We start from the raw sequence: 24,311 nt of genomic DNA, 5'->3' as shown, positions 1-24,311 counted from the left end.
ATTACTTAAGCATTTCGTTCAATATCTCTGCTACTTTATCTAATTCCTCATGACTTATTACTGCGGGCGGAAGTAAACGTAAAACCGTTGTTCCAGCAGGCATTGCCAAAACTCCTTTATTCATAAGATCTATAATATAAGGCTGAACTTTTTCTTTCAATTCAATTCCTATCATTAAACCAAGATTCCTAACCGATCTAACCTTAGATAAATTTTCCAAATCAATTTTTGAAACAAAATAATTTCCTTTTTCATTTGCTTGACCAGCCAAATTATTTTCGAGCATAAATTCAATTGCTGCAAGTGAAGCTGCTGAAGCTAATGGATTACCTCCAAATGTAGTTCCATGTTTTCCAACCGAAATATTTACTTTTTCCGAACATAAAGCTGCGCCCATTGGAAAACCTCCGGCAATTGCTTTTGCGACGGTCATAATATCAGGCTGAATTTCGAAATGTTCACAAGCGAACATTTTGCCGGTTCTGCAGAAACCGGTTTGAATTTCATCAATTATCATTAAAATATTTTTTTCATCACAAATTTTTCTAACGCCCTCAAAATAATCTTTAGAACCAATATTTATTCCGCCTTCACCTTGAACAACTTCCAAAATAATTCCCGCGGTTTTATCTGTAATCGCGCTTTCCAATTTTTCCAAATTATTGAACGGTACAAAACTAAATCCCGGCACGAGCGGTTCAAATGGTTCTCTATATTCGGATTTATAAGTTCCGCTTAAAGCGCCCAATGTTCTTCCGTGAAAACCTTTCATTGCAGTAATAAAATCTGTCTTTCCTGTTGAAACTCTCGCAAATTTTATGGCAGCTTCAATCGCTTCAGTCCCTGAATTTGTTAAAAATGCTTTTGTTAAACTTTTTGGAGAAATTGAAACAAGTTTCTCTAAAATTTGAGCTCTTTTGTCGTTGTAAAAAATCGCGGGATTTGTGATCAACGTTCGCGCTTGTTCTGAAATTGCATATGCGACTTTTTCATTGCAATGTCCAATTGTTGCAACTCCAATTCCCGCTGCGCAGTCTATATATGTTTTCCCGTTTTCATCCCAAAGTTTTGCGTCTTTTCCTTTTACAATTACAACATCACGTTTGGGATAAACATTTACTTCATATTTGTCAATTAATTCTTTGAAATTGCTCATTTTATTATTGTTCCTTTGCCATTTATTACATCTGTAATTGGAGTTTCAGTCCTACCATCACCAATAAAAACCGTTGCATCGCCATTCTCAAAAAGTTTTCGTATCGCGAGAATTTTTCTTTTCATTCTTCCTTCAACTTGATTTTCACGTCTTTCAAGTTCGTCTTTTGAAATAAAATCAATTAGCGAATTATAATCTTTCGGATCGTCTAAGAAACCTGGAGCTTCAATTAACTGAATAATTTTATCCGCTTGAAGTTCACGTTTCAGTACCGCAACAATATCATCATTTTCGGAATTTATAGCAAAATTATTTTCATCAATAATAGGAACCGATAAAACAGGAGTATAACCGTTATCTAAAAGTAAATTTAATAAATTCACATTTATTGATTTGGGTTTGCCTGAAAAATCATGCACAATTTTTAATTTACCGTTTTCTTTAACTCTTATGCCGCTATTTCTTTTTCCTTGAATAACTTTTCCGTCAATTCCAGAAAGCCCAACTGCGTTTATTCCATTTTGCTGACAGAGTTCAACAATTCGTTTGTTTTTTAATCCTGAATACGCCATCATCATAATGTCTAATGAATCTTCATCGGTAAACACACTCGCATAGCCTGAAGCTGAAGTTATTACTTTTTTTTGTTTATTTAATTGTTCGGCTAATTCATCTCTTAACGCATTTGCTCCGTGGATAATAATAAATTTATCATTTAGATTTTTTAGATCAGCAATAATCGCTTTCAAATTTAAATTTTTTCCGCCGCCTATCTTAACAATGTACATTAAAATACCTCTATACTTTTATTACTTATTTTAGTCCAATTATCTTCGCCTATATAATTTTGCGAACAAATAATTAATTCATCGTTTAATTTTTTATAAGACATTTGAAAATAATCTTGATCTTCATTAAAAAGGGAAGACACGTAGCCGTTTATTTTATCAATTATTATGATGTTCATTGCACGTATATATTTTGAACGATTTACAATAATATTAATTGACTTTTCCATCGCGGATTTCATATCATCGTTGTGGAATCTCTTAATAAAATTGAAAATCTTCTCAGCGCCAATTCTTCCTTCGGCATTTATTTTAACTCCTCTAAGCTCACCGTTAAAAATGAAAATAAAATTATTGTCATAGAAAGGCATATTGTTTTCGATAAAAATATCTTTGTCTTCAAAAGCGCTTCTGGCGTGGACAATCAATCGAATTGACTTTGGAAAATTTGAAAAATCATCTTCCCAAATGGGATTTATGTTTTTGTAATATTGCCAATTGTTTTCATTGTCAAGATACGCACAACCCCATCCATGACCTTGGAATTCCTTGCTCAATTTACAGACTTCGGCAAATTTATTGAGGTGAAATTCAATCTCAAATTCATGTTCTGATTTAACAAATAATAGTCTGCACATATTAAATTGGAAATAATCCCGGAAATTGCAAACCTAATTTTTCATCAAAGCCATGCATAATATTGAATGCCTGCAGTGCTTGTCCCGCGGCGCCTTTCATTAAATTATCTATTGCGCTAATTACAACTAAACGGTTTGAATGGATATCTTTTTCAAATCCTATATCACAAAAGTTAGTACCATATAAAAGTTTCGGTTCAGGATATCTGTAATTTCCTTCTTTTTCTTTTATAATTCGTACAAAATGCTCATTGGAATATTCCTTTCTGTAAATTTTCCAAATTTCTTTTTCGTCTAAATCCTCTTTTAAGAAAACGTGACTTGTAGCTAAAATTCCTCTAACTTGATCAGTTGTAGTAGCAGAAAAATGAATTGATATATTTTTACCGAATGACAATTCCTGAATCATTTCAGCTACATGCCTATGTCCTGTTGGTTTGTAAGATCTTAAAGAACCGCTTCTTTCCGGGTGATGTGATGAAGGGGAAGATTTTTTTCCGCCTTCACTGGAACCGACTTTAACTTCAACTACAGTTTTACTTTCATCAATAGTATTATTTTTGAAAAGGGGATAAAGAGCTAAAATTGTTGTTGTTGCATTGCATCCCGCGCTTGAAATATATTGTGCAGTCTTCATTTCTTCACGGTGAAGCTCAGGAATACCATAAACAAATTTACCTAACAATTCAGGTTTAACGTGCTCTTCTTTATACCATTTTTCAAATTCACTTTTATCATTCAATCTAAAATCGCCGGATAAGTCTATTATTTTTTTACCAACGCTAATAAATTTATCAATGTTTTTCATTGAAGATCCATGCGGTAAACAAAGAAACAACAGATCACATTTTTCGAGTTCTGAAAGTCCGGTAAATTTTATATTTGTAAGTCCTCTTAAATTAGGATGAACTTTTGAAATTTGTTTGCCATAATTACTTTCTGATGTAACTTGCTGAATTTCTACATTTGGGTGAAATAATAATAAACGCAATAGTTCGCCGCCGGTGTAACCGGAAGCGCCCGCGACCGAAACTTTAATTTTATCCATGCTATTTACCTTCGGCAACTTTTAAAACATAATTAACAATATGCTCCGGAATATTTACGCCTGTTGTAGTAATACTATTTTTAAATTCCATAGTATAGTTAACTTCATTGATTTGAAATCCTTCTTCGGTTTCAAATATATCCAAAGCTACAACACCGCTGCCGACGGCTTTAGCGGCTTTTAACGAAAGTTCCGCGATTTCATTTGTCATTTCACATTTTGAAGCTACACCTCCGCGCGCCGTATTAGTTATCCAATGTGGGGAAGTTCTGTAAATTGCGGCTATGCATTCGTCACCAACGACAAAACTTCTTATATCTCTACCACTTTTTTCAACATATTTCTGAATATAAAATATTGAATGATGATAAGAGCCCAAAACTGTTTTGTGTTCCAAAATAGATTCGGCTGCGTCTCTATCATTTATTTTAGAAAGCAATCTGCCCCAAGATCCAACAGCCGGTTTGAGAACGACGGGATAACCCATTTCTTCAATAGCGGCGATTGCAGATTCTTCGGTGAAAGCGATTTTAACATCAGGCTGAGGAATGCCTGCGTCTTGTAAAGCTGCTGAAGTTAAAAGTTTATCACCGCAGGTTGATGCGACTTTAAATGTATTGACACATTTAACACCAGCGCTTTCAAATAATCTTAACGCGTGCAAAGCTCTTGAATGATTTATTGATCTTTCAATTACGGCATCAAACGGAAATTTATTTTTCTTAAGATCAAATTTTAATTCACGATCATCAATCATTGTAATATTAACATTTCTCTTTTTGCTGAATTCATCGAGAAGAAGTTTTTCGTCTTTTCTCATAACAGAATGTAAAAAGCCAATTTCCATTTTGGGTCCTTTTATTTGTTCTTTTCAATTAGTAATTGATTTAAACTGAAAAGACCAAGTGGGATCACTTAGTCTTTATTGGGTTATGTTTATAATTTTGCAGCGTAAATTCAATAATATGAGGAAGTTCGCTAAGTTCTACAACTTTACCTTTTTGTCCAAGCGCTTTAACTTCGCTTAGTACCGCATTTTGAGTTTCCTGATCAATGTTATCCAAATTTAATAATTTTAATGCGTATTTTAATGACGCAATGCCTGACATATGATCAAGTGAGAAGTGTCTTTCCTTGCCGAATAATTCGGGATTTAAACTTTCATAATGAGTTGGATTAACAGAAGCCGCATGAGTATGAACTCCCGCACAATGTGTAAATGCATTTTTACCCATTACCGGAAAATGAACGGGGATTGGAATTCCTGAATGTTTACTTACGAATTGATAAAGCTCATCCAATTTCGTTAAATCCCAATTAGCTAAATTATAATCTGTTGTAAGTACAGTTAATAGCTGAGCAAGATCAACAATACCAGCGCGTTCTCCCAAACCTAATACGGAAGCGTCAATTATTTCTGCACCGGCTCTATATGCGTCCATTGCGTTTGCTAAAGCAAATCCTCTATCATTATGGCAGTGAACAGCAATTTTTGGAAATAGGTTACTTAAAGCCAATTCACCTTTTAGTTTTGAAATATAATCAAACATACTTCGATCGGTTCCGGGAACCATATATCCGGTAGTATCAGCGACTGAAATTATATCCGCGCCTGCAATAACCGCTGCTTTGGCCGCTTTAATTACATTTTCAAACTGCGATCTTACCGTATCTTCAGGCGTATATCTTATGAGTAAATTAGGATTTTTAGATTTAGCAAATTCGATAACCGAAGTAATTTGAAATATCGCTTCATCTAAATCTTTCTTAAAAACCGTATCCAATCTTTCATCGGATACACAATAGAAAATCCCAAGAAAATTTACGCCGCATTCCAATGCAAGTTCAACGTCACTCTTAATTGACCGTGAATGGGCACCAATTATAGATTTAAATCCGCTGTGAGCGATTGTCTTTACTGAATCGTAAATCTCGGACGTAACTGCCGGATGACCGGTTTCAATAATATTAATCCCGATTTCATCTAGCATTCTTGCAATAGCGAGCTTTATATGTCTATTAAAATAAACGCCGGGAGTTTGTTCTCCTTCGCGTAATGTAGTATCAAGAATTTGAAGCAATTATTCTCCCCAATCTTCTTCTTCTTGAGGCGCTTCAGTAACAATAATCGGATTTACACTAACAACTTCGAGTTCAGTACCACAATCAGTGCATTCTATTATTTCACCTTTTACGGTGCCGCGTTCTAAAACTATCTCTGCACCACATACTGGACATTCTGACATTTTTTTATTCCTTGTATTTGGTTTAAAAAATCGTGCAAAGTTATTGATTACATTTAAATTAACAAAGCACTTTAATTAACTGTTGAATTATAAAAAAATATTTTAGATAATATCAATATAAAAGTGAATGAATATTCACGATTTCCAATTTATTGGAGAAATTATTATAACAAATTCACCTTTAATTGTTTTATTTGAAAGATTCGAAATAATTTCCGAAGGCAAACCGCGCCATGATTCTTCAAACATTTTCGTTAATTCACGCTGCACAACAACATATCGTTCTGGCATATAAAGATTTAATTCATTCAAAAGTTTTTCTATTCTATACATTGATTCATAAAGAATAATCGTTCTTTCTTCTTTTGACAATTGTAATAATTTTTTTTGTCTACCTTTTTTTTGAGGAAGAAAGCCTTCGAATACAAACGAATCGGTTGGAAGTCCGGAAATGCTTAATGCTAATATTGCTGCATTAGGACCAGGGATTCCTGAAACACTAATATCATTTTGAATTGCGGCGTTAACAAATCGAACACCAGGATCGGAAATACATGGAGTGCCGGCATCTGAAACTAAAGCACAAGTTTCTCCTGAATTTATTCTACCTATGAGATATTCTATTTTTTTTATTTCGGATTGCGCATTGAGTGAAATCATTTCTTTCGTAATGCCATATTTATCCAAAAGAATTTTTGTAACACGAGTATCTTCGCAAATAATAAACTCAACAGATTTCAATGTTTCTATCGAACGAATTGTAATATCGGAAAGATTTCCAATTGGTGTTGCCGCAATATATAATTTTCCAGTTTTCATAAAACGATTACGGCTCCATATGGAGCCGAATCATGCAAGTAGTGTTACCTTATGTTATTAATGCACTTAAAAATAAAAGAATATCATCAAACAAACAAAATTGATTTGTAAAAAAAACATCAAAAATGTTGAGTCATTTCAAAAAAAATCTTACTAATTTAATAGTATTAAAATTTAATCAAACAAAGGTGCATTATGGATTTCTTAAAAAAGCTTGGAATAAAAAAAAATAATTATGGTTCTTCGACCGGATTAAACTGGAACACGACAAAAAATCAAGGCGAACTTAAAATATATTCTCCCGTTGATGGCAAATTTATTGCTTCAGTTTATCAAGCTTCAATTGAAGATTATGAAAAAGTTACGTCAACCGCTCATGAAGCATATTTAAATTGGAGAAATATTCCAGCACCCAAAAGAGGTGATATAGTAAGACAGCTTGGAGATAAATTTAGAAAATATAAAGATCCTCTCGGACATTTAGTTTCATACGAAATGGGAAAATCATTACAAGAAGGTTTGGGTGAAGTTCAAGAAATGATTGATATTTGTGATTTTGCCGTTGGTCAATCAAGACAGTTATACGGCTATACAATGAAATCGGAAAGACCTAATCACAGAATGTATGATCAATATCATCCACTCGGCGTTGTGGGAACAATTTCCGCGTTCAATTTTCCTGTCGCTGTTTGGTCTTGGAACGCTATGCTTGCAACCGTATGCGGCGATACAAATTTATGGAAACCTTCTTCAAAAGTTCCTTTGTCGGCAATTGCAGTTCAAAATATTGTTGGCGAAGTAATCAAAGAAAATAATTTGCCCGAAGGAATATTCACACTCGTAATCGGCAAAGGATCTTCAGTCGGCGAAAAAATGCTTAATGATAATAAAGTACCGCTTATTTCAATAACTGGTTCAACTTATGTTGGAAGACACGGCGCCGAAGTAATTGCTAAAAGATTCGGAAAAGCAATATTAGAACTAGGCGGCAATAACGCAATTATTTTAACACCTGAAGCCGATCTTAAAATGGCTTTACCTGCAATTGTTTTTGGCGCGGTTGGAACAGCTGGACAAAGATGTACAACTACAAGACGTTTAATTGTTCATGAATCAATTTATGATCAAATGAAGTCTTCATTAATAAAAGCATATAAAAGTTTAAAAATTGGTGATCCATTAGATGAAAAAAATCATGTCGGTCCGTTAATTGATAAATCCGCAGTCGCCGATTTTTCAAATGCTTTAAATTTGGCAAAACAGCAAGGCGGCAAAATAATATACGGCGGTCAAGTTCTTCAAGGATCTGGATATGAATCAGGTTGTTACGTAATGCCAGCAATAGTTGAAGCTGAAAATCATTATAAAATTGTTCAGGAAGAAACGTTTGCGCCAATTTTATATTTGATCAAATATAAAGGTTCTGTGGAAAATGCAATTGAAATTCATAACGGAGTTGTTCAAGGATTATCATCTGCAATATTTACAAATAATATACAAGAGGCTGAGGAATTTCTATCAACATCAGGTTCTGATTGCGGAATCGCCAATGTAAATATTGGAACATCCGGCGCGGAAATCGGCGGTGCTTTCGGCGGTGAAAAAGAAACCGGCGGCGGACGCGAATCCGGTTCCGATGCATGGAAAGCATATATGAGACGACAAACAAACACCATTAATTACGGAAAAACTCTTCCGTTAGCCCAAGGAATTAAGTTTGACATATAATGCTGTAATTGTTGTTATTTAATTTAGAGATTAATAAACCGTAGGATTTAAGATATTTAGACTATGGTTTTGTATTTTTTTATTATTTTAAAAGGAAACTAATGAAATTTAGAATTGTGATATTAATTTTAACTTTTTTATCACTTTTATCGTGCTCAGCATCAAATCCATTATTAGAACCAGATAAAAGTGAAATAAAAGAAAAATCTCCGGATATATTTAAGGTTGAATTTGTTACTTCTAAAGGGAATTTTATTGTTGAAGCTAAAAGAGAATATTCTCCTTTGGCAGTTGATAGATTTTATTACTTGGTAAAAAACAACTACTATAGTGAAAATAGATTTTTTAGAGTGCTTCCTAATTTTGTTGTTCAATGGGGAATGAAAGGAATACCAGAAATTGATAAAGTTTGGCAAGATTTGGGAGTTGCAGATGAGCCGGTAAAATTAAGTAACGAAAAAGGCTCAATTTCATTTGCAAGAGGCGGACCTAATACAAGATCAAATCAATTATTTATTAATTTAGCCGACAACAAAAGACTCGATGAATCTGATTTTAATGGTGTAAAAGGATTTCCTGCTTTTGGCAAAGTGATTAAAGGTATAGAAATTGTCGAAGCCATAAATTCTGAATATTTGCAAGAACCGAATCAAGATTCAATTTCAACAACAGGGAATGATTACTTAAATAAAAATTTTCCAAATTTAGATTATATAATTTCTACAAAAATTATTTTTAATTAGTAATTTAACTCACAAATGAAAATTAATCTCTATTTTAATTCTGGATTTTTAGAATGATTCAGAACTAATACTTTACATTGCATATTGCTAAAGCTTAAATAATAGTAAAGCACATTGCCTAGATTTATAATTACCAAAAGATTTTCAGCATAAATATTAACGAATGATGTAAGAATACTATAACTTTTGTATTTTTAATTTTTTAGTGTGCTTCAAGCCAATTTTCACCGACGCCTGTTTCAACTAAAATCGGGACTTTAAACTTCATAGCGTTTTCCATAATTTCTTTAATTACAGGACGCAGTTCATCAAGTTCATCTTTTTTTACTTCGAATAATAATTCATCATGTACCTGCAGAACCATTTTAGTTTCGACTTTTCTTTTTTCCAATTCATTGTGAATATTTATCATCGCTAATTTTATCAAATCAGCTGCAGTTCCTTGAATGGGCATATTTATGGCAACTCGTTCTTCAAATTGGCGAACAACCCTATTCTTTGAATTAATGTTTCTTAGAAATCTTCTCCTTCCGATTATTGTTTTTGCATAACCGGCTTTTTTTGCTTCTTCTATTAATTCATCCATCAAACCTTTAACATTTTTAAATGTCTTAAAATATGTATCTATAACTTCTTGAGCATGTGATCTTGGAATTCCCAATCTTCCAGCCAAACCAAAAGCTCCAATTCCGTAGAGAATTCCAAAATTTACTTCTTTGGCTTTTCGTCTCATATCGGCTGTAACTTCTTCTGGCTTTACTTGAAAAACATGCGCCGCTGTTGATCTATGAATGTCTTCTCCGTGACTGAAAGCATTTATTAATGCTTCGTCATTGCTTAAATGCGCCATAATTCTCAATTCAATTTGACTATAATCTGCGCTTAATATTAAATAATTTTCGTCGGATGGAATAAAAGCTTTTCTAATTTCTTTTCCTAACTCAGTTCTTATTGGAATATTCTGCAAATTTGGATTTAAACTTGAAAGTCGTCCTGTTGACGCAACAGTTTGATTAAAAGTGGTATGTATTTTTCCGGTTTTCGGATGTATCAGTTTCGGCAAAGCGTCGGCATAAGTGGATTTTAATTTTGATAACTGTCGGTAATTTAAAATTTCATCAATTATCTCGTGTTCGCCTTGCATCATTTCTAAAGATTTTGCGTCCGTTGAAAATCCGGTTTTAGTTTTTTTACCTGGCTGAATTTTCAATTTATCAAACAAAATTGATTGAAGCTGTTTCGTAGAATTTATATTAAATTCTTCTCCTGCCTGCTTAAAAATATTATCAGAAGTTACATTTATCATTCTTTCAAGATCTTTGCTGAATTCATTGAGTCCTTTTTTATCAATTCTAACGCCTGTTCTTTCCATTTTTTCTAAGACTGGAACAAGCGGAAACTCAATTGAGTAAGCTACTTCATCAAGATCATTTTCATTTAACTCTTTTTTGAATTTTTCATAAAGCTGATAAGTAACATCGGCATCTTCACTGGAATAATCATTAAGCTTTTCTTGATCAACGTTGAAAATTTGAGTAGGATCTTTATCTACATCATAAAGATCTTTAAGATGAATTGTTTCATAATTCAAATATTTTTCCGCAAGAGCGTCCATACCGTGTTTTTGATCCGGATCAATTAAATAGCTTGCCAGCATTGTATCAAAATAAAATCCTTTTAAATTTATTCCATATCTTCTTAAAACGCTTATATCATATTTACCGTTTTGACAAATCTTTTTAATTGAAGCATTTTCAAAAATCGGTTTGAATATTTCAATAAAAAGATCAACATCCAAGCGGTCACTCAGATCAACCTCAAATAAATTTGAGTTCTTTAATTTTGGATCAATCGATATAAAAAACGCTTCACCTTTTTGTACGCTGAACGAAGCACCGGCAATATTAAGATCTATTGTATCTAGTGAATCAGTTTCAGTATCAAAAACAAATTCTTTACTTTTTGCTAAAATTGAGGCTAAGTTTTTTGCGCCTTTTTCAGTTTTAATTAAATGATAATTAACTTTTGCTTTATCAAAGTTTTGTTTATCGCTAACAATTTGATTCTCAGTAGCTTCATGTTTATCAGAATCATATATTTTCTTTACCTTTTCATAAAGTGACTTAAACTCTAGCTGAGTAAAAAGTGATTGTATTTTTTCGAAATCAGGAATTTTTGCATTTTGGTCGAAATCAAATTCAATTTCTACATCAGTCACAATTGTTGCCAATTTTTTTGAAAGAAACGCGTTCTCTTTATTCTCTTCCAATTTGGATTTAATACCTTTTTTCTCAATCATATCTATATTATTATAAATGTCTTCAAGATGTCCAAACTGAAGAATTAGCGGCTGAGCTGATTTTGGTCCAATTCCGGCAACTCCGGGAATATCATCGGAAGAATCTCCAACGAGCGCCAAATAATCAATCATAAATTTCGGTTCAAAACCATAGTCTTCTTTAGCTTTCACAATATCGGTTATAATTAAATCCTCATTTGATTTGCCGGATTTGATAAGCTTTACATTTTCAGTAATTAGTTGGACATAATCTTTATCGGGAGTTACAGCGAAAACTTCCATTTTTTTTTGCTCGGCAATTTTAACCGCGGTTCCAATTATATCATCCGCTTCAAATCCTGGTTTTATATACAACGGAATTTTGAAAGCCTCAATTATTTCTTTAATTCTATGTATTTGCGGTATCATATCTTCTGGCATTGCGGCTCTACTTGCCTTATATCCTTTAAATATTTCATGTCGGAAAGTTTTTTCTTTAGAATCAAAAGCAACTGCAATAATATCGGGCTTTGTTTCTTCTAAAATTCTAATCAACTGAACGAGAAAACCATAAACTGCAGATGTCGGTTCTCCAGATGAAGTTAGAAGAGGTCTATTCATAAAAGCGAAATAGGCTTTATAAGCCATAGCCATTGCATCTATAATTACAAACTTTTTCTTTGCCATTATTTTTTCCAATAATTTTGCTAAATTAACTTTTATATAAAAAACTTTATAACAATAACTATAATTTTTGAAATATGAAAAAAAATCTTAACTTCTATTTACTTATATTACTTTTTATACTCAGTAGTTCTTGTACACAGAATCATAAGACAATAGCACAAACAGAAAATGAATTATTTATCGCAAATTGGAATGTTGAAAATTTATTTGATACCGTAGATGACCCAAATAAAAATGACGAAGAATTTTTACCAAACGGTGATAGAAACTGGGATAATAAGCGGCTAAATACAAAATTGGAAAATTTGTCAAAAGTTATTAAATATATGAACTATGGGAACGGACCTGATATTTTAGGAATTGAAGAAGTTGAAAATGAAGAGTTGTTAAAAAGTTTGATCAATAATTATTTGAAAAGTGACTATTATAAAACTGCTTATTCCGAATCACCTGATGAAAGAGGAATTGATGTTGGACTTATTTATAATTCTAGAAAATTTCAATTAAAAAAAGTTGAATCAGTTAAAATAAAATTTGATGAACCAAAATCTTCACGTGATATATTATTTGTGAAATTAAATTATATAATCACAAATGAAATAATTAATGTTTTTGTTAATCATTGGCCAAGTAGAAGAGAAGGGTTAAAAGAATCCGAAAAATTCAGAATAAATGCCGCTGAGGCTTTAAATGCAAAAATTTCAGAAATTTTAGAAGATGATCAAAACGCGAATGTAATTATTTTAGGTGATTTTAACGATATGCCTGCTAATATTTCCATTAGCAAAACTCTTAAAGCTGCATCTTTTGATTGTAATGATTCAAAAAATGATGATTCAGAATTGTTTAATTTATCATACAATTTATTTCAAAAAGGTGAAGGAAGCTATAAATATAAAGATCACTGGAATATGCTTGATCAAATAATAGTATCAAAGTCATTAACAGATAACAAAAACCTTGATTATATTTGCGATTCATTCAAAATTATTAAACCTGAATTTATGATTGAAAAAGGAGGGAAGTTCGATGGAAATCCTTTCCCGACTTACGGCGGGAAAAAATATTTGGGTGGATTTAGCGATCATTTTCCAGTTGGCGCAAAATTTACTGTAAAAAAATAAATAATCAAAATAATATTTTTGAAATCGATGAAAACGTAACCAAAATTTAATTATTGACTTTTTTTTACTAAATACTTAACGTTAACCAACTTAATTTTGCAAATAAACTAAAGAATAATAAAAAATAATATTGGAGGATATTTCTCATGCATTTCACTGAATTATTTGGATCAATTACTTACATATTGGCTCAAGCAGAATCTACCAGCATACTTACTTATTTACAAGAAAAATTTATCGCTGGTGGAGGATTCATGTGGCCGATTCTAGGTTGCTTGATTTTAGGCTTGGCATTTTCATTTGAAAGAATGTGGACACTTACAAGATCTAGCACCAATACAAAAAAATTCATTGTTGCCGTTAAAGATGCGTTGAAAAAAGGCGGAATTAACGAAGCAATGAAATTGTGTGAAAACACAAGAGGTTCAATTGCATCCGTTTTTCATGCAGGTCTTTTAAGAGCAGATGAAGGCGTAGAAGCTGCTGAAAAAGCAATTATGACATATGGCGCTATTGAAATGAGTTTTCTTGAAAGAGGTCTTATTTGGATTTCTCTTTTCATTAGCTTGGCTCCAATGCTTGGTTTTACTGGAACAGTACAGGGAATGATTATGTCATTTGATGATATTGCTGCGGCAAATTCAATGTCACCCGCAATTGTTGCTACCGGTATTTCTGTAGCTTTATTAACTACATTGTTTGGATTAGTTGTTGCTATGACTTTGCAATTTTTCTATAACTATTTTATTTCAAGAATTGATAAAATTGTTGGCGACATGGAAGAAAGTTCAATTGAACTTATCGACGCTTTGTATGAAATGAAAAAGTAATCAAATAAAATTGAGAATAAAATAATGATTGCAGATAAGAAAAAAACAAGACCAGGTGGAGAATTTTCTGCCGCATCTATGGCAGATATTACATTCTTACTTCTACTTTTCTTCCTTGTAACAACCAACATTGACGTTGATACAGGTATTGGAATGGTTCTTCCGGAATATGTACCGGAAACAGAAAGAATAGAAATGCCTATATCAAAGGATAGATTGGTTGCAATTCTTGTAAACGAAAATGGTGATGTTCTGTTAAATAATGAAATAATTGCTATTCCGCAGATTAAAGATTTACTAAAGGAAAGAATTAAAAGTAAAATCGAATTACCAAAAAATAAAAAATTAGTTGTTTCAATTAAAACGGATAGGCAAACGAACTATAATATTTTTATTCAGACTCTTGATCAGGTTGAATTGGCTTTCTCTGAAGTTAGAGAAGAATATGCTATGGGAAGATGGGGCAAAAAACTTAAAGATTTAACTGAAGAAGAAGATGATGAATTAAAAGAGAAAGTATACAAAGTTGTTTCATTTGCTGAACCGGAATCAATTAAGAAGTAGTAAAAATATTTGAAGGAAAGAAAATGAAATTTGAAAAATCACGAGCAAAAGCAAAAACAGAAGTTTCAACAGCGTCTTTGCCAGACATTATTTTTATGCTACTTTTATTTTTTATGGTTGCTACAACCATGAGAGAGCAAGAAATATTTGTTAAATTTGTTCTTCCGGAAGCTAAAGCGGTTCAAAAAATTGAAGATAAAAGACTTGTATCATATATTTGGATTGGAGATAATGAAAGAATTCAGATTGACGATAATATAGTTCAATTAGCTGATATTCAAGATATTATGTATAAGAAAAGAGTAGATATACCAAAAGTAATTGTATCTTTGAGAATTGATAAAAATTCCAGCATGGGTTTAGTTATGGATATTCAACAAGCATTGAGAAAAGCTGACGCAAGAAGAATAAATTATTCAGCTTCTAGTAAATTGTAAAAACTTTTTTTTTGTATTTTTAAGCAGATTGTAATGATTATAATCTGCTTTTTTTTTAAATAAACTTAAACTATAGGAACACTATGTCGCTCAAAGAAAAGATTAATGAAGATTTAAAAGAAGCGATGAAATCGCAGGATAAGGTTAAGTTAAATACTATTAGATCAATCAGAGCTCTCATTTTGGAGTTTGAAAAAAGTGGAATAGGCAAAGAACTTTCGGCAGAAGATGAAATAAAATTATTAACATCTGCCGCCAAAAAGAGAAAAGATTCTATAGAACAGTTTGCAAAAGCGGGTAGAACAGACCTTGAAGAAAAAGAAAAACAAGAATTGGAAATTCTTCAAACATATCTTCCTAAACAGTTATCTGTTGAAGAAATAACAAATAAAGTAAAATCTATTGCACAAGAAATAGGCGCCGCGACAAAAGCTGATTTTGGTAAACTTATGTCAGAATCCATGAAGAATTTAAAAGGTTTAGCTGACGGAAATGAAATAAGAAAAATAGTTGAAAATATTTTAGGTTAAATTTTGAATTACATGGATATAATTCTTCTTATTGTTTTTGGAATCGGATTTATTTTAGGTTATAAAGACGGGTTAGTAAGAAAAATTATTGGACTTGCCGGTTTAATTTTGGGTATTTACCTTTCAATAACATACGCCTCAAAACTTGGTGATCAGCTTTCTCCATTATTTAACAACGAATCATATTTGGCAAAACTTGTTGGCGGTCTTATAATATTTTTAAGCACAATTTTATTTGCATCCATTGTAAAACGACTCATTCACCCTGTTGATAAAGTAAATAAATTCTTAAACCAATTGCTTGGAGGAATAGCCGGAACAGTTCAAATTATTTTTTTTTCTAGCGTGTTTTTATTACTGCTAAATGTTATTAGTATTCCAAGGCAGGACGTGAAAGATAATTCGCTGTTATATAAACCAATTTACAATGTTACACCCGGTATTATTGATCTTTTAATGGGTTCAAATTTTAAAACTGAAGGATTTTTAAAAGACTATATCGAAAATAAAAACAGTGAAGAAGTCCCCGAAGAATTTACAACTCCTATTGATTTAGATACGCTGAATACAAAAAATGATAAGTAATTTAGTTTTAGATAAAATAGAGTACAATAAAGTTTTAAATTATATTTCTAATTATGCAATTACAGATTTAGCTAAATTTAAAATCATTTCTCAAAAACCATTTGAGAAAAAAGAACAAGCCGCATTGAAAGGGAAATTGGTTTCCGAAGCAAAAGAAATTTTAATAAATTTTGAATACCCGCCGATTAATTATTTACCAAATCTTCAAAAAACATTAATTCAGAGCAGAGTTAACGGCATTGTACTAAACCAAGAAGAAATTTTAAAAGTATTCGAACTTTCTCAGATATCCAGAAGAATTTTTTCCTTTTTCAAACTAAATGCGGCAAATACAGAATTATTTAGTATTTACTCCAATTCATTTTTTGTAGATAAGAATTTTGAGTCGCTTTTTTCAAAAATATTTAATGAAAAAGGTGAGATAAGAGATTCCGCTAGCGCAAAATTGAGTGATATAAGAAAAGAAATTATTAAAAAGAAATCATCTCTCGGTAATGTGATAGATAAAATTCTTAAAAATCTAAGCGATTCTTATCTTGTTCAAGAAGAATATTTCACACAGCGCGACGGCAGACTTGTAATTCCAATTAAAGCCGAACACAAAAGACATGTTAAAGGATTTATACATTCTGAATCAAATACCGGACAAACAGTTTATATTGAACCAGAACAAACGCTGGAATTAAACAACGATATACTTTCGTTAACTTTTGCGGAAAAAAGAGAAATTGAAAGAATTTTGCGTGAGCTGACAATCATAATTGGAAAGAATTCCGAAATATTAATGTTAGCTTTTGAAACTATTACTGAATTAGATGATATTTTCGCGAATGCCAAATATTCACTGGAGATAATTGGTGCGTTTCCGCAAATCAATGACAATAGGAAAATTAAAATTATTGAAGGACGACACCCAATTTTACTAAAAAAAATTGGAAGAGAAAAATCAATTCCTTTAAATTTTAATTTTGACAAAAATAATGTTACAATTATAACCGGCCCAAACGCAGGCGGAAAAACTGTAGTTCTTAAAACAATTGGCTTATTATCTTTGCTTGTGCAAAGCGGAATTCATATTCCGGTACAACCCGATTCAGAATTTATGTTTTTTAGTAACATAATGATTGATATAGGTGACGAACAATCGCTTGAAGACGATTTATCCACATTCAGTTCTCATCTGAAGAATATTAAAGAAATTTTAGAAAATGCCGATGAAAATTCTTTAATACTAATTGATGAAATAGGAACTGGCACTGATCCAAGTGAAGGAGCAGCGCTTGCAACGGCATTTCTTCTAAAAATTTCCGAAATAAATTCAATTGTTATCACAACTACTCACCATGGAAATTTAAAAATTATTGCTTCAGAATATGAAAAATTTCAAAACGCTTCAATGGAATTCGATATTGAAAATTTAATCCCGACGTATAAATTTCGTCAGGGAATTCCGGGATCAAGCTACGCTTTTGAAGTCGCTTCAAAAATTGGACTCAATAAATTTATTATTGATTCAGCAAAACAGCATTTGGATACAAATAAATTTAAAGTTGAAAAATTTATTTCTGAACTTGAAACAAAATCAGTTGAATTAAACAAAAAATTAAATCAGATGGAAATCGAGAATTCGCGTCTGCAGGGACTTACAAATTTATATGAAAAAGAAAATAAAAAATTAAAAGAACAAAAAGATAAGATTATAGGCGAAACAAAAAGGAAAGCCGAAGAATTCTTAGTTGACTTAAACAGTAAATTTGAAAACACAATAAAAAATATTAGAGAAACCAAAGCTGATAAAAATACTATAAAAGAAGAAAAGCAAAAAATTGAGGAGATTAAAAAACAAATTGAAGTAAATTATCAGGTACCGAAAGATGAAAATATTCAGAAAGATTCGTTTGAAATTAATGATTATGTGAAAATTAAGGATTCCGGGACTTCAGGAGAGATTGTCGAAATTGACAAAGCAAAAGATATCTTCACTATTGATACCGGAAAGTTTAAAATTAAAGTTAAAATAAATAACCTAGTTCATGCAAAAAAAAATAATCAAGCCGAAACTTATTATGGAAACAAATATAGCAATGTCGATTTCGTTAGTTCCAGAATTGACATTCGCGGAAGAAAACCGGAAGAAATAGAATTTGAATTAATAAAATTTATTGATTCCGCCGCTTTAAGTAATTTAAAGAATATCGAAATAATTCATGGAAAAGGAACAGGAGTTTTAAGAGAAACTGTCCATACAATTCTAAAAAATCATGAAATGGTTGCATCGTTTGAATTTGCAAATGCAGATTTCGGAGGAGCAGGTGCAACATTGGTAAAACTAAAATAAATAAGATTTCTCATATTTTATTCATTTCTTTTTTATATCTTGAATCCACAATTTAAATTGAGCCTCAAAATTGCAATTATTTAAAAAAATTTTAATTGCTAATCGTGGAGAAGTTGCAGTAAGAATTATTAATGCATGCAGTGAACTTGGAATTGTTTCTGCTGCAATCTATTCTGATGCAGATAAAAATTCTCTTCATGTAAGATCCGCGGATGAGGCATATTACATAGGCAACTCTCAAAGTTCTGAATCTTACTTGAACATCGAAAAAATTATTCAAAAAGCTATTGAAATAAATGCTGATGCAATTCACCCCGGTTACGGCTTCTTATCTGAAAATGGAGATTTTATTAAAAATGTAAACGAAGCCGGAATTAAATTTATTGGTCCAAGTTATAAGTCAGTTCAAATTATGGGAAACAAAACATCCGCAAGAAAATTAATGAATAATTTTGGAATTCCAATTGTTCCCGGGACAATTGAACCAATTGAAAATTATGAAGAAGCCGAAAATATTGCCAAGCAAATTGGTTTCCCAATAATGATTAAAGCAACTGCCGGCGGAGGTGGGAAAGGAATGAGAAAAATTTCCAATTTGGCTGAATTAAAAAAGGGAATTGACCATTCAAAAAACGAATCACAAAAAGCGTTTGGTAATTCATCTGTATATATTGAGAAATTTATAGAAAATCCGAAGCATATTGAAGTTCAAATTTTAGCGGATGAATTTGGAAATTATTTGCATTTGTACGAAAGAGAGTGTTCCGTTCAAAGAAGGCACCAAAAATTATTGGAGGAAGCTCCGTCTAGTTCAATCAATGATGAATTAAGAAATAAAGTTACAACAATTGCAATTGCCGCTGCAAAAGCTGCTGAGTATACAAATGCCGGTACAATTGAATTTTTATATGATCAAAATAAAAATTTTTATTTCTTGGAAATGAATACTAGACTTCAGGTTGAACATCCGGTCACTGAAATGATTACCGGAATTGATATTGTTAAAGAGCAGATTAAAATTGCAAACGGAGAAAAATTAGCTATAAAACAAACTGATATTAAAATTAACGGGCACGCAATTGAATGCAGAATTTACGCGGAAGATGCTGAAAATAATTTTTCGCCATCGACTGGAAAAATCCTTCATCATAGATTGCCTTCAGGTAATGGAATTAGAATCGACAGGGGAATAGACGTTTTGTCCGAAATATCAATATATTATGATTCCATGCTTTCAAAATTAATCACTTGGGGAGCGGATAGAAATGAAGCGATTTCAAAAATGAAACGTGCTTTAGGTGATTATCAAATTGCCGGTATTAAAACAAATTTGAATTTTTTCTTTTGGGTTTTAACAAATGATATATTTTTAGACTCTTCATTTGACAATAATTTTTTGGAAAATCAGTTTAAGAATGATTCTTTGAACGTAAATTCCAAAAACGAAGAAATATCTTACAATGAAATTTCTGCAATTTTGGGAGCATATTTAAAATTTGCCAAAAATGTAGTTTCCCCCGCAAAAAATTGTATTAATCAAAAAAATAATTGGATAGGCCAACTTTATGAATGAATTTGTCGCGTCGGTCAATTCAAAAAAAATTATTATTAGAACCGAAGATTTTAAAAAGGTCTTAATAAATGATTTTGAATTCAACTGTGATATTTCGAAATTATCACAGTATACGTTTAAAGTTGAAATTAATAATAAGATTTTTCATACAACGGTTGTTCAAAAAAATAAAGAATCAATGTTATTTTTAATTGACGGCAAATATATTGAAACCTCAATTAAAACTTTACTGGAAGAAAAAGCTGAAAATTATCTAAGAAATAAAGAATCAACTACTTCAATAGAACAAGTTTATTCACCCATGCCGGGCTTAATTTTAAAGTATTATAAAAATATTGATGATGAAGTAAAACAAGGAGACCCAATAATATTATTGGAGGCGATGAAAATGGAAAATGAAATTCACGCTCCTAAATCCGGAATTATTACTAATATACACGTTAAAATCGGAATATCGGTAGAAAAAAATCAACTGCTTATGAGCATTAAATAAAGAAAGGAATTGAACTTAAAGGAGGGTCTGTGAAAAAATATTTATCTTTATTCATCTTTTTATTTGTACTTAAAAATATATTTGGAAGCGGATTTCAAATTAATGAGCAAGGCTCAAGAGCAATGGGATTAGGCGGCGCGTTTGCCGGATTGGCAAATGATCCTTCCGCAATTTACTTTAATCCAGCCGGAATAACTCAACTTTGCGGTACGCATTTGATTGGCGGAGCAACTCTCATTATACCAAGTTCAACTTTTCGAGGACCTTTTCCCTCAATCACAGAATCAGCTATGAAGTCGCAAGTTTTTAACCCGGTGCATTTATATGGAACTCATCAAATTCTGGATAAACTTTTTATAGGTCTTGGAGTTGGCAATAATTATGGATTAGGAACCGAATGGGATGATGAATGGGTAGGTAGATTCATGACAGTTAAAACCGAAATTAGAACATTTTTCTTTAATGCTGTTGCGTCATATAGAATTATGAATGAAGTATCTGTCGGTTTCGGATATGTTTTTGGGTACGGAGATGTTTTAATAAATAGGAAATTAAATTTAGCGCCATTTAATAGCGAACCATCATTAAATTTGGAAGGAACTGGTTACGGATCAGGATTTATTGCCGGAATATTCATCCATCCAATTCCGGCTGTTTCTTTAGGGTTATCATTCAGAAGTCAGGTTAAATTTGATTTTGAAGGAGATGCAACTCCCAAAAATTATTCATCACAATTTAAAGATATGCTCCCGAGCGGAGCAATTACGGCTCCATTGACAACTCCTGAAAATATTACTTTAGGCGTTGCAATAAGACCGTTAAAGAGTTTTACACTAACGGCTGATTATCAGTATGTCGGCTGGGACAGTTATGATAAATTAGAAGTTAAATTTAAAGATTTTATCGATTCTGAAACGGGAGAACTACTTGTTTCTTCATCGGATCGAAATTATGTAAATTCGTTTATTGCCAGAGTAGGAACCGAATTTGAATTAAATAAAACTATTACAGCCAGAGCCGGTTTTCTTTATGATCGTAATCCGGTACCGGATGAAAGACTTGATCCTACACTTCCTGATGCAGACCGTATGGGATTAAATATCGGAGGGACATATAATCTGAGTGAAAACATTTCGGTTGAAGCTGCATATATGTTTTTAAGATTCGCTGAAAGAACAATCACAAAATCATTAGAAAACTACAGCGGAATTGAAAATAGTAATTCTCCAATGAATGGAGTTTATAATTCTACGGCAAATTTAATGTCAATTACACTTGGATATAAATTTTAATCGGAGTTTATAAAATGAAAAGTTTATTAAAATTATTAATGTTAGGATTAGTACTTCTTGCATGTGAAGATAGAACCGAATTAACTGAGCCGTCAAAACCAAATACGGGAACTGCCAATTTCACAAAGTTTGTTGCAATCGGCAACAGTTTAACAGCGGGATATCAATCAAGCGCATTATATGAAAGTGCGCAAGAATATTCTTTCAGCAAACAGATAGCTAATCAAGTCGGGGTTGAATTCGTACAACCCACAATAAGTGACCCAGGAATAGGCGGAAGAATTGAAGTTAAATCAATTGTTCCTTTCTCAACAAAAACCGCGTCTATTAATGCAGGTTCTCCAACAAATTTGAATTTTAACGGAATTTATAATAATTTAGGAATTCCCGGAGCATTACTGCCGGATATTTTGACGGCAAAAAACACATCAACGGCAATAGATAAAAGCAACGTATTTTTTGATATTGTTTTGAGAAATCAAGATAAAACTCCGCTTGAAATGGCATTGTCAGCACAGCCAACATTGGTAAGTCTTTGGATTGGAAACAATGATATTTTAGGATACGCTACTAGCGGAGGAATAATTCCTCATACACCTGTTGAAACTTTTGCATATTTATATGATCAATTATGCGGTGCACTTGCTCAAGCAGGAATTCCCGTAATTTTAGCAAATATTCCCAATGTAAGCGCTATTCCGTTTTTTACGACTGTTGCTCCAAGTATCGGACAATCTCTGCAAGCAGCGCAAAGTCAAAATCCGCAGATTCAAGGTTTAGTTTATTCAACTTCATCAACCGATATTCCAGTAGGATTAGCAACTATATTTGATTTGTTAAACAACAAAACAATGGTAACATTAAAAGGATCTGGCGCGGCACAATTTTTAGGTGATACTAAAGGATTATATTATTCAACAAATTCAATTACAGTTCCTGAGGGTGTAAATACTGCATATCCATTTGGATTAACGGCCGAAAATCCGTTTCCAAATAGTTTAGTTTTAGATCCGCTCGAACAAATAGAAGTACAAAATGTTGTCAGCAGTTTTAATTCTTCAATAAAAAGTATTTCAGATAAATATAATTTTCATCTTGTTGATATAAATAATTTCTTCAATGAAGTTGCGGCAGACGGTTATGAATCAGACGGAGTTGAATTTACTACCCAATATATTTCAGGTGGTATTTTTAGTCTGGATGGTGTTCATCCTACAAGTCAAGGTTATGCTATAATTGCAAATCAATTCATCGAAAAAATTAATGCCGATTTTGGCGCGAAGATTGAAAAAATCAATGTTTCTCAAGTTCCGGGCAGTTTGGAATTAGCAAAAAAAGTTACTTTCGAAAAATTCAATTTGCCGATATTTGAGATAGGAACTTTTGATAATATTTTTTATTAATTGATAATTAAGATTTCACTAATTATTTTTGCATATTACCAACAAATCAAAGTGTTAAAATGAAAAATATATTATTAATCCTTGTTTTATTATTATCGCTTTCCGCATGTTCAATTTTTCAGTCTTCAGATGATGAAGATGAAAAGGCAAAAGCAGATGCCGAAGAGGTTTATGTTTTTGACGAAGTTGACAATGCTAAAAAATCGAAAGACATTGACGATGTTAAAAAAGATGTAGATAATACTTTTGACGACGACAGTGACGATAATGAAAAAACAGATATAAAACCTACAACTCAACATGGATATTTTTTGCAATTAGGTGCATTTTCAACAAAGTCAAGGGCTGAACAATATATAAAGGAAAATGAATCCAAAGTGCCATTTAAGTTATCAATTGTATACAATAATGTAAATTCGCTGTATACTGTTAGAAGCTCGGCTTATAATACTAAATCAGAAGCTCAAATGGTTAGGGAAGGTTTTTGGAAACAAAATATGTTTAAGGACGCATTTATTGTAACCGAATAAAAAAGGGGAGAAAATTATAATGGCTTTTTCATTAAATAAAGTGATGCTGATTGGAAATTTAGGTCAGGATGCTGAACACAGATTTACAACAAATAATACGGAAATAACCACTTTCTCATTAGCCACATCGTACAGCTATAAAGGTAAGGATGGGAACTGGGTTAATGAAACTACTTGGCATAATATTGTTTTATTTGGCGCTTCTGATTACTTAAAATCAAATTTGAAAAAAGGCAGAAAATTTTATGTTGAAGGCAGACTGAATAAACGCGACTATGAAAATAAAGAAGGTCAAAAAATTTATGTTACTGAAATAGTTGCGGATAAATTTAGTATTATTCCATTAGACGGCTCTGAAGGCGGAGGTTCGCAGTTCTCTTCTTCATCCAATGATACAAATAATTTTGTTCAATCGGAATCTACCGATAATCGCAGTGAAGATGATGATTTACCATTTTAGTTAATTATAATAATATAGGTT

Annotated in this window: 24 protein-coding genes; 15 read left to right on the top strand and 9 right to left on the bottom strand. The window is 32.0% G+C overall.

The window, feature by feature from the left end:
- Position 1: 1 nt before the first annotated feature.
- From IPK06_06680 to rsmI, 8 genes are all read right to left on the bottom strand, one after another.
- Entirely contained in the window at positions 2 to 1,156 is a 1,155-nt protein-coding gene (locus tag IPK06_06680; protein ID MBK7979679.1) for an acetylornithine/succinylornithine family transaminase, read from the bottom strand.
- Positions 1,153 to 1,944 carry a [LysW]-aminoadipate kinase gene (locus tag IPK06_06675; GenBank protein ID MBK7979678.1) on the bottom strand — a complete coding sequence of 264 codons (792 nt, stop codon included), beginning with the start codon at positions 1,942 to 1,944 and terminating at the stop codon, positions 1,153 to 1,155. The genes IPK06_06680 and IPK06_06675 overlap by 4 nt, the downstream gene beginning before the upstream one ends.
- A complete protein-coding gene (locus tag IPK06_06670; protein ID MBK7979677.1) occupies positions 1,944 to 2,582 on the bottom strand; it encodes a class II glutamine amidotransferase in 639 nt (212 codons plus the stop codon). Before IPK06_06670 ends, IPK06_06675 begins: the two co-directional genes overlap by 1 nt.
- A gap of 1 nt (position 2,583) precedes the next feature.
- Positions 2,584 to 3,630 (bottom strand): N-acetyl-gamma-glutamyl-phosphate reductase, encoded by a 1,047-nt coding sequence (locus IPK06_06665; GenBank protein MBK7979676.1) that lies wholly within the window; start codon positions 3,628 to 3,630, stop codon positions 2,584 to 2,586.
- Between the two features lies 1 nt (position 3,631).
- Entirely contained in the window at positions 3,632 to 4,477 is an 846-nt protein-coding gene (gene lysX / locus IPK06_06660; GenBank protein ID MBK7979675.1) for a lysine biosynthesis protein LysX, read from the bottom strand.
- Between the two features lie 64 nt (positions 4,478 to 4,541).
- Positions 4,542 to 5,711 (bottom strand): 2-isopropylmalate synthase, encoded by a 1,170-nt coding sequence (locus IPK06_06655; GenBank protein ID MBK7979674.1) that lies wholly within the window; start codon positions 5,709 to 5,711, stop codon positions 4,542 to 4,544.
- The gene (gene lysW, locus IPK06_06650; protein MBK7979673.1) at positions 5,712 to 5,876 is read right to left on the bottom strand and encodes a lysine biosynthesis protein LysW; all 165 of its coding nucleotides are present in this window, start codon (positions 5,874 to 5,876) and stop codon (positions 5,712 to 5,714) included.
- Between the two features lie 135 nt (positions 5,877 to 6,011).
- Positions 6,012 to 6,695: a 16S rRNA (cytidine(1402)-2'-O)-methyltransferase gene (gene rsmI / locus IPK06_06645; GenBank protein MBK7979672.1), complete on the bottom strand. Its 684-nt coding sequence runs from the start codon at positions 6,693 to 6,695 to the stop codon at positions 6,012 to 6,014.
- A gap of 195 nt (positions 6,696 to 6,890) precedes the next feature.
- On the opposite strand from rsmI, the gene IPK06_06640 reads away from it, so the two are divergent.
- Positions 6,891 to 8,423, top strand: a complete 1,533-nt coding sequence (locus IPK06_06640; protein MBK7979671.1) for an aldehyde dehydrogenase family protein — start codon at positions 6,891 to 6,893, stop codon at positions 8,421 to 8,423.
- Positions 8,424 to 8,524: 101 nt separating this feature from the next.
- Positions 8,525 to 9,166 (top strand): peptidylprolyl isomerase, encoded by a 642-nt coding sequence (locus tag IPK06_06635; protein ID MBK7979670.1) that lies wholly within the window; start codon positions 8,525 to 8,527, stop codon positions 9,164 to 9,166.
- 202 nt (positions 9,167 to 9,368) lie between these two features.
- Here the strand turns inward: IPK06_06635 and polA are convergent, their stop codons facing one another.
- Entirely contained in the window at positions 9,369 to 12,131 is a 2,763-nt protein-coding gene (gene polA, locus IPK06_06630; GenBank protein ID MBK7979669.1) for a DNA polymerase I, read from the bottom strand.
- A 74-nt stretch (positions 12,132 to 12,205) separates the two neighbouring features.
- On the opposite strand from polA, the gene IPK06_06625 reads away from it, so the two are divergent.
- The 13 genes from IPK06_06625 to ssb all read left to right on the top strand — a co-directional run bounded on the left by IPK06_06625 (position 12,206) and on the right by ssb (position 24,290).
- Complete coding sequence (locus tag IPK06_06625; GenBank protein ID MBK7979668.1) at positions 12,206 to 13,255, top strand: endonuclease/exonuclease/phosphatase family protein; 1,050 nt, start codon at positions 12,206 to 12,208, stop codon at positions 13,253 to 13,255.
- A gap of 146 nt (positions 13,256 to 13,401) precedes the next feature.
- Positions 13,402 to 14,085, top strand: coding sequence for a MotA/TolQ/ExbB proton channel family protein (locus IPK06_06620; GenBank protein MBK7979667.1), 684 nt, complete (start codon positions 13,402 to 13,404; stop codon positions 14,083 to 14,085).
- 24 nt (positions 14,086 to 14,109) lie between these two features.
- Positions 14,110 to 14,649, top strand: a complete 540-nt coding sequence (locus tag IPK06_06615) for a biopolymer transporter ExbD (protein MBK7979666.1) — start codon at positions 14,110 to 14,112, stop codon at positions 14,647 to 14,649.
- A 23-nt stretch (positions 14,650 to 14,672) separates the two neighbouring features.
- Entirely contained in the window at positions 14,673 to 15,086 is a 414-nt protein-coding gene (locus IPK06_06610) for a biopolymer transporter ExbD (protein ID MBK7979665.1), read from the top strand.
- Between the two features lie 83 nt (positions 15,087 to 15,169).
- Positions 15,170 to 15,616 (top strand): GatB/YqeY domain-containing protein, encoded by a 447-nt coding sequence (locus IPK06_06605; protein MBK7979664.1) that lies wholly within the window; start codon positions 15,170 to 15,172, stop codon positions 15,614 to 15,616.
- Positions 15,617 to 15,628: 12 nt separating this feature from the next.
- Positions 15,629 to 16,201 (top strand): CvpA family protein, encoded by a 573-nt coding sequence (locus tag IPK06_06600; protein MBK7979663.1) that lies wholly within the window; start codon positions 15,629 to 15,631, stop codon positions 16,199 to 16,201.
- A complete protein-coding gene (locus tag IPK06_06595; protein ID MBK7979662.1) occupies positions 16,191 to 18,539 on the top strand; it encodes an endonuclease MutS2 in 2,349 nt (782 codons plus the stop codon). The genes IPK06_06600 and IPK06_06595 overlap by 11 nt, the downstream gene beginning before the upstream one ends.
- Before the next feature lie 70 nt (positions 18,540 to 18,609).
- Positions 18,610 to 20,112, top strand: coding sequence for an acetyl-CoA carboxylase biotin carboxylase subunit (locus IPK06_06590; GenBank protein ID MBK7979661.1), 1,503 nt, complete (start codon positions 18,610 to 18,612; stop codon positions 20,110 to 20,112).
- On the top strand, positions 20,105 to 20,605 hold the full coding sequence (locus IPK06_06585) for an acetyl-CoA carboxylase biotin carboxyl carrier protein subunit (GenBank protein ID MBK7979660.1): 501 nt from the start codon (positions 20,105 to 20,107) through the stop codon (positions 20,603 to 20,605). Before IPK06_06590 ends, IPK06_06585 begins: the two co-directional genes overlap by 8 nt.
- 29 nt (positions 20,606 to 20,634) lie before the next feature.
- Positions 20,635 to 21,897, top strand: coding sequence for an outer membrane protein transport protein (locus IPK06_06580; protein ID MBK7979659.1), 1,263 nt, complete (start codon positions 20,635 to 20,637; stop codon positions 21,895 to 21,897).
- A gap of 14 nt (positions 21,898 to 21,911) precedes the next feature.
- Positions 21,912 to 23,300: a hypothetical protein gene (locus IPK06_06575; protein ID MBK7979658.1), complete on the top strand. Its 1,389-nt coding sequence runs from the start codon at positions 21,912 to 21,914 to the stop codon at positions 23,298 to 23,300.
- Between the two features lie 59 nt (positions 23,301 to 23,359).
- Positions 23,360 to 23,830 (top strand): SPOR domain-containing protein, encoded by a 471-nt coding sequence (locus IPK06_06570; protein ID MBK7979657.1) that lies wholly within the window; start codon positions 23,360 to 23,362, stop codon positions 23,828 to 23,830.
- A gap of 19 nt (positions 23,831 to 23,849) precedes the next feature.
- The gene (gene ssb / locus IPK06_06565) at positions 23,850 to 24,290 is read left to right on the top strand and encodes a single-stranded DNA-binding protein (protein ID MBK7979656.1); all 441 of its coding nucleotides are present in this window, start codon (positions 23,850 to 23,852) and stop codon (positions 24,288 to 24,290) included.
- Positions 24,291 to 24,311 lie beyond the last annotated feature (21 nt).

It is taken from the genome of Ignavibacteriota bacterium (genome assembly GCA_016713565.1).
Taxonomy (GTDB): Bacteria; Bacteroidota; Ignavibacteria; order Ignavibacteriales; family Melioribacteraceae.
This window is presented reverse-complemented; position numbering and strand designations above follow the sequence as displayed.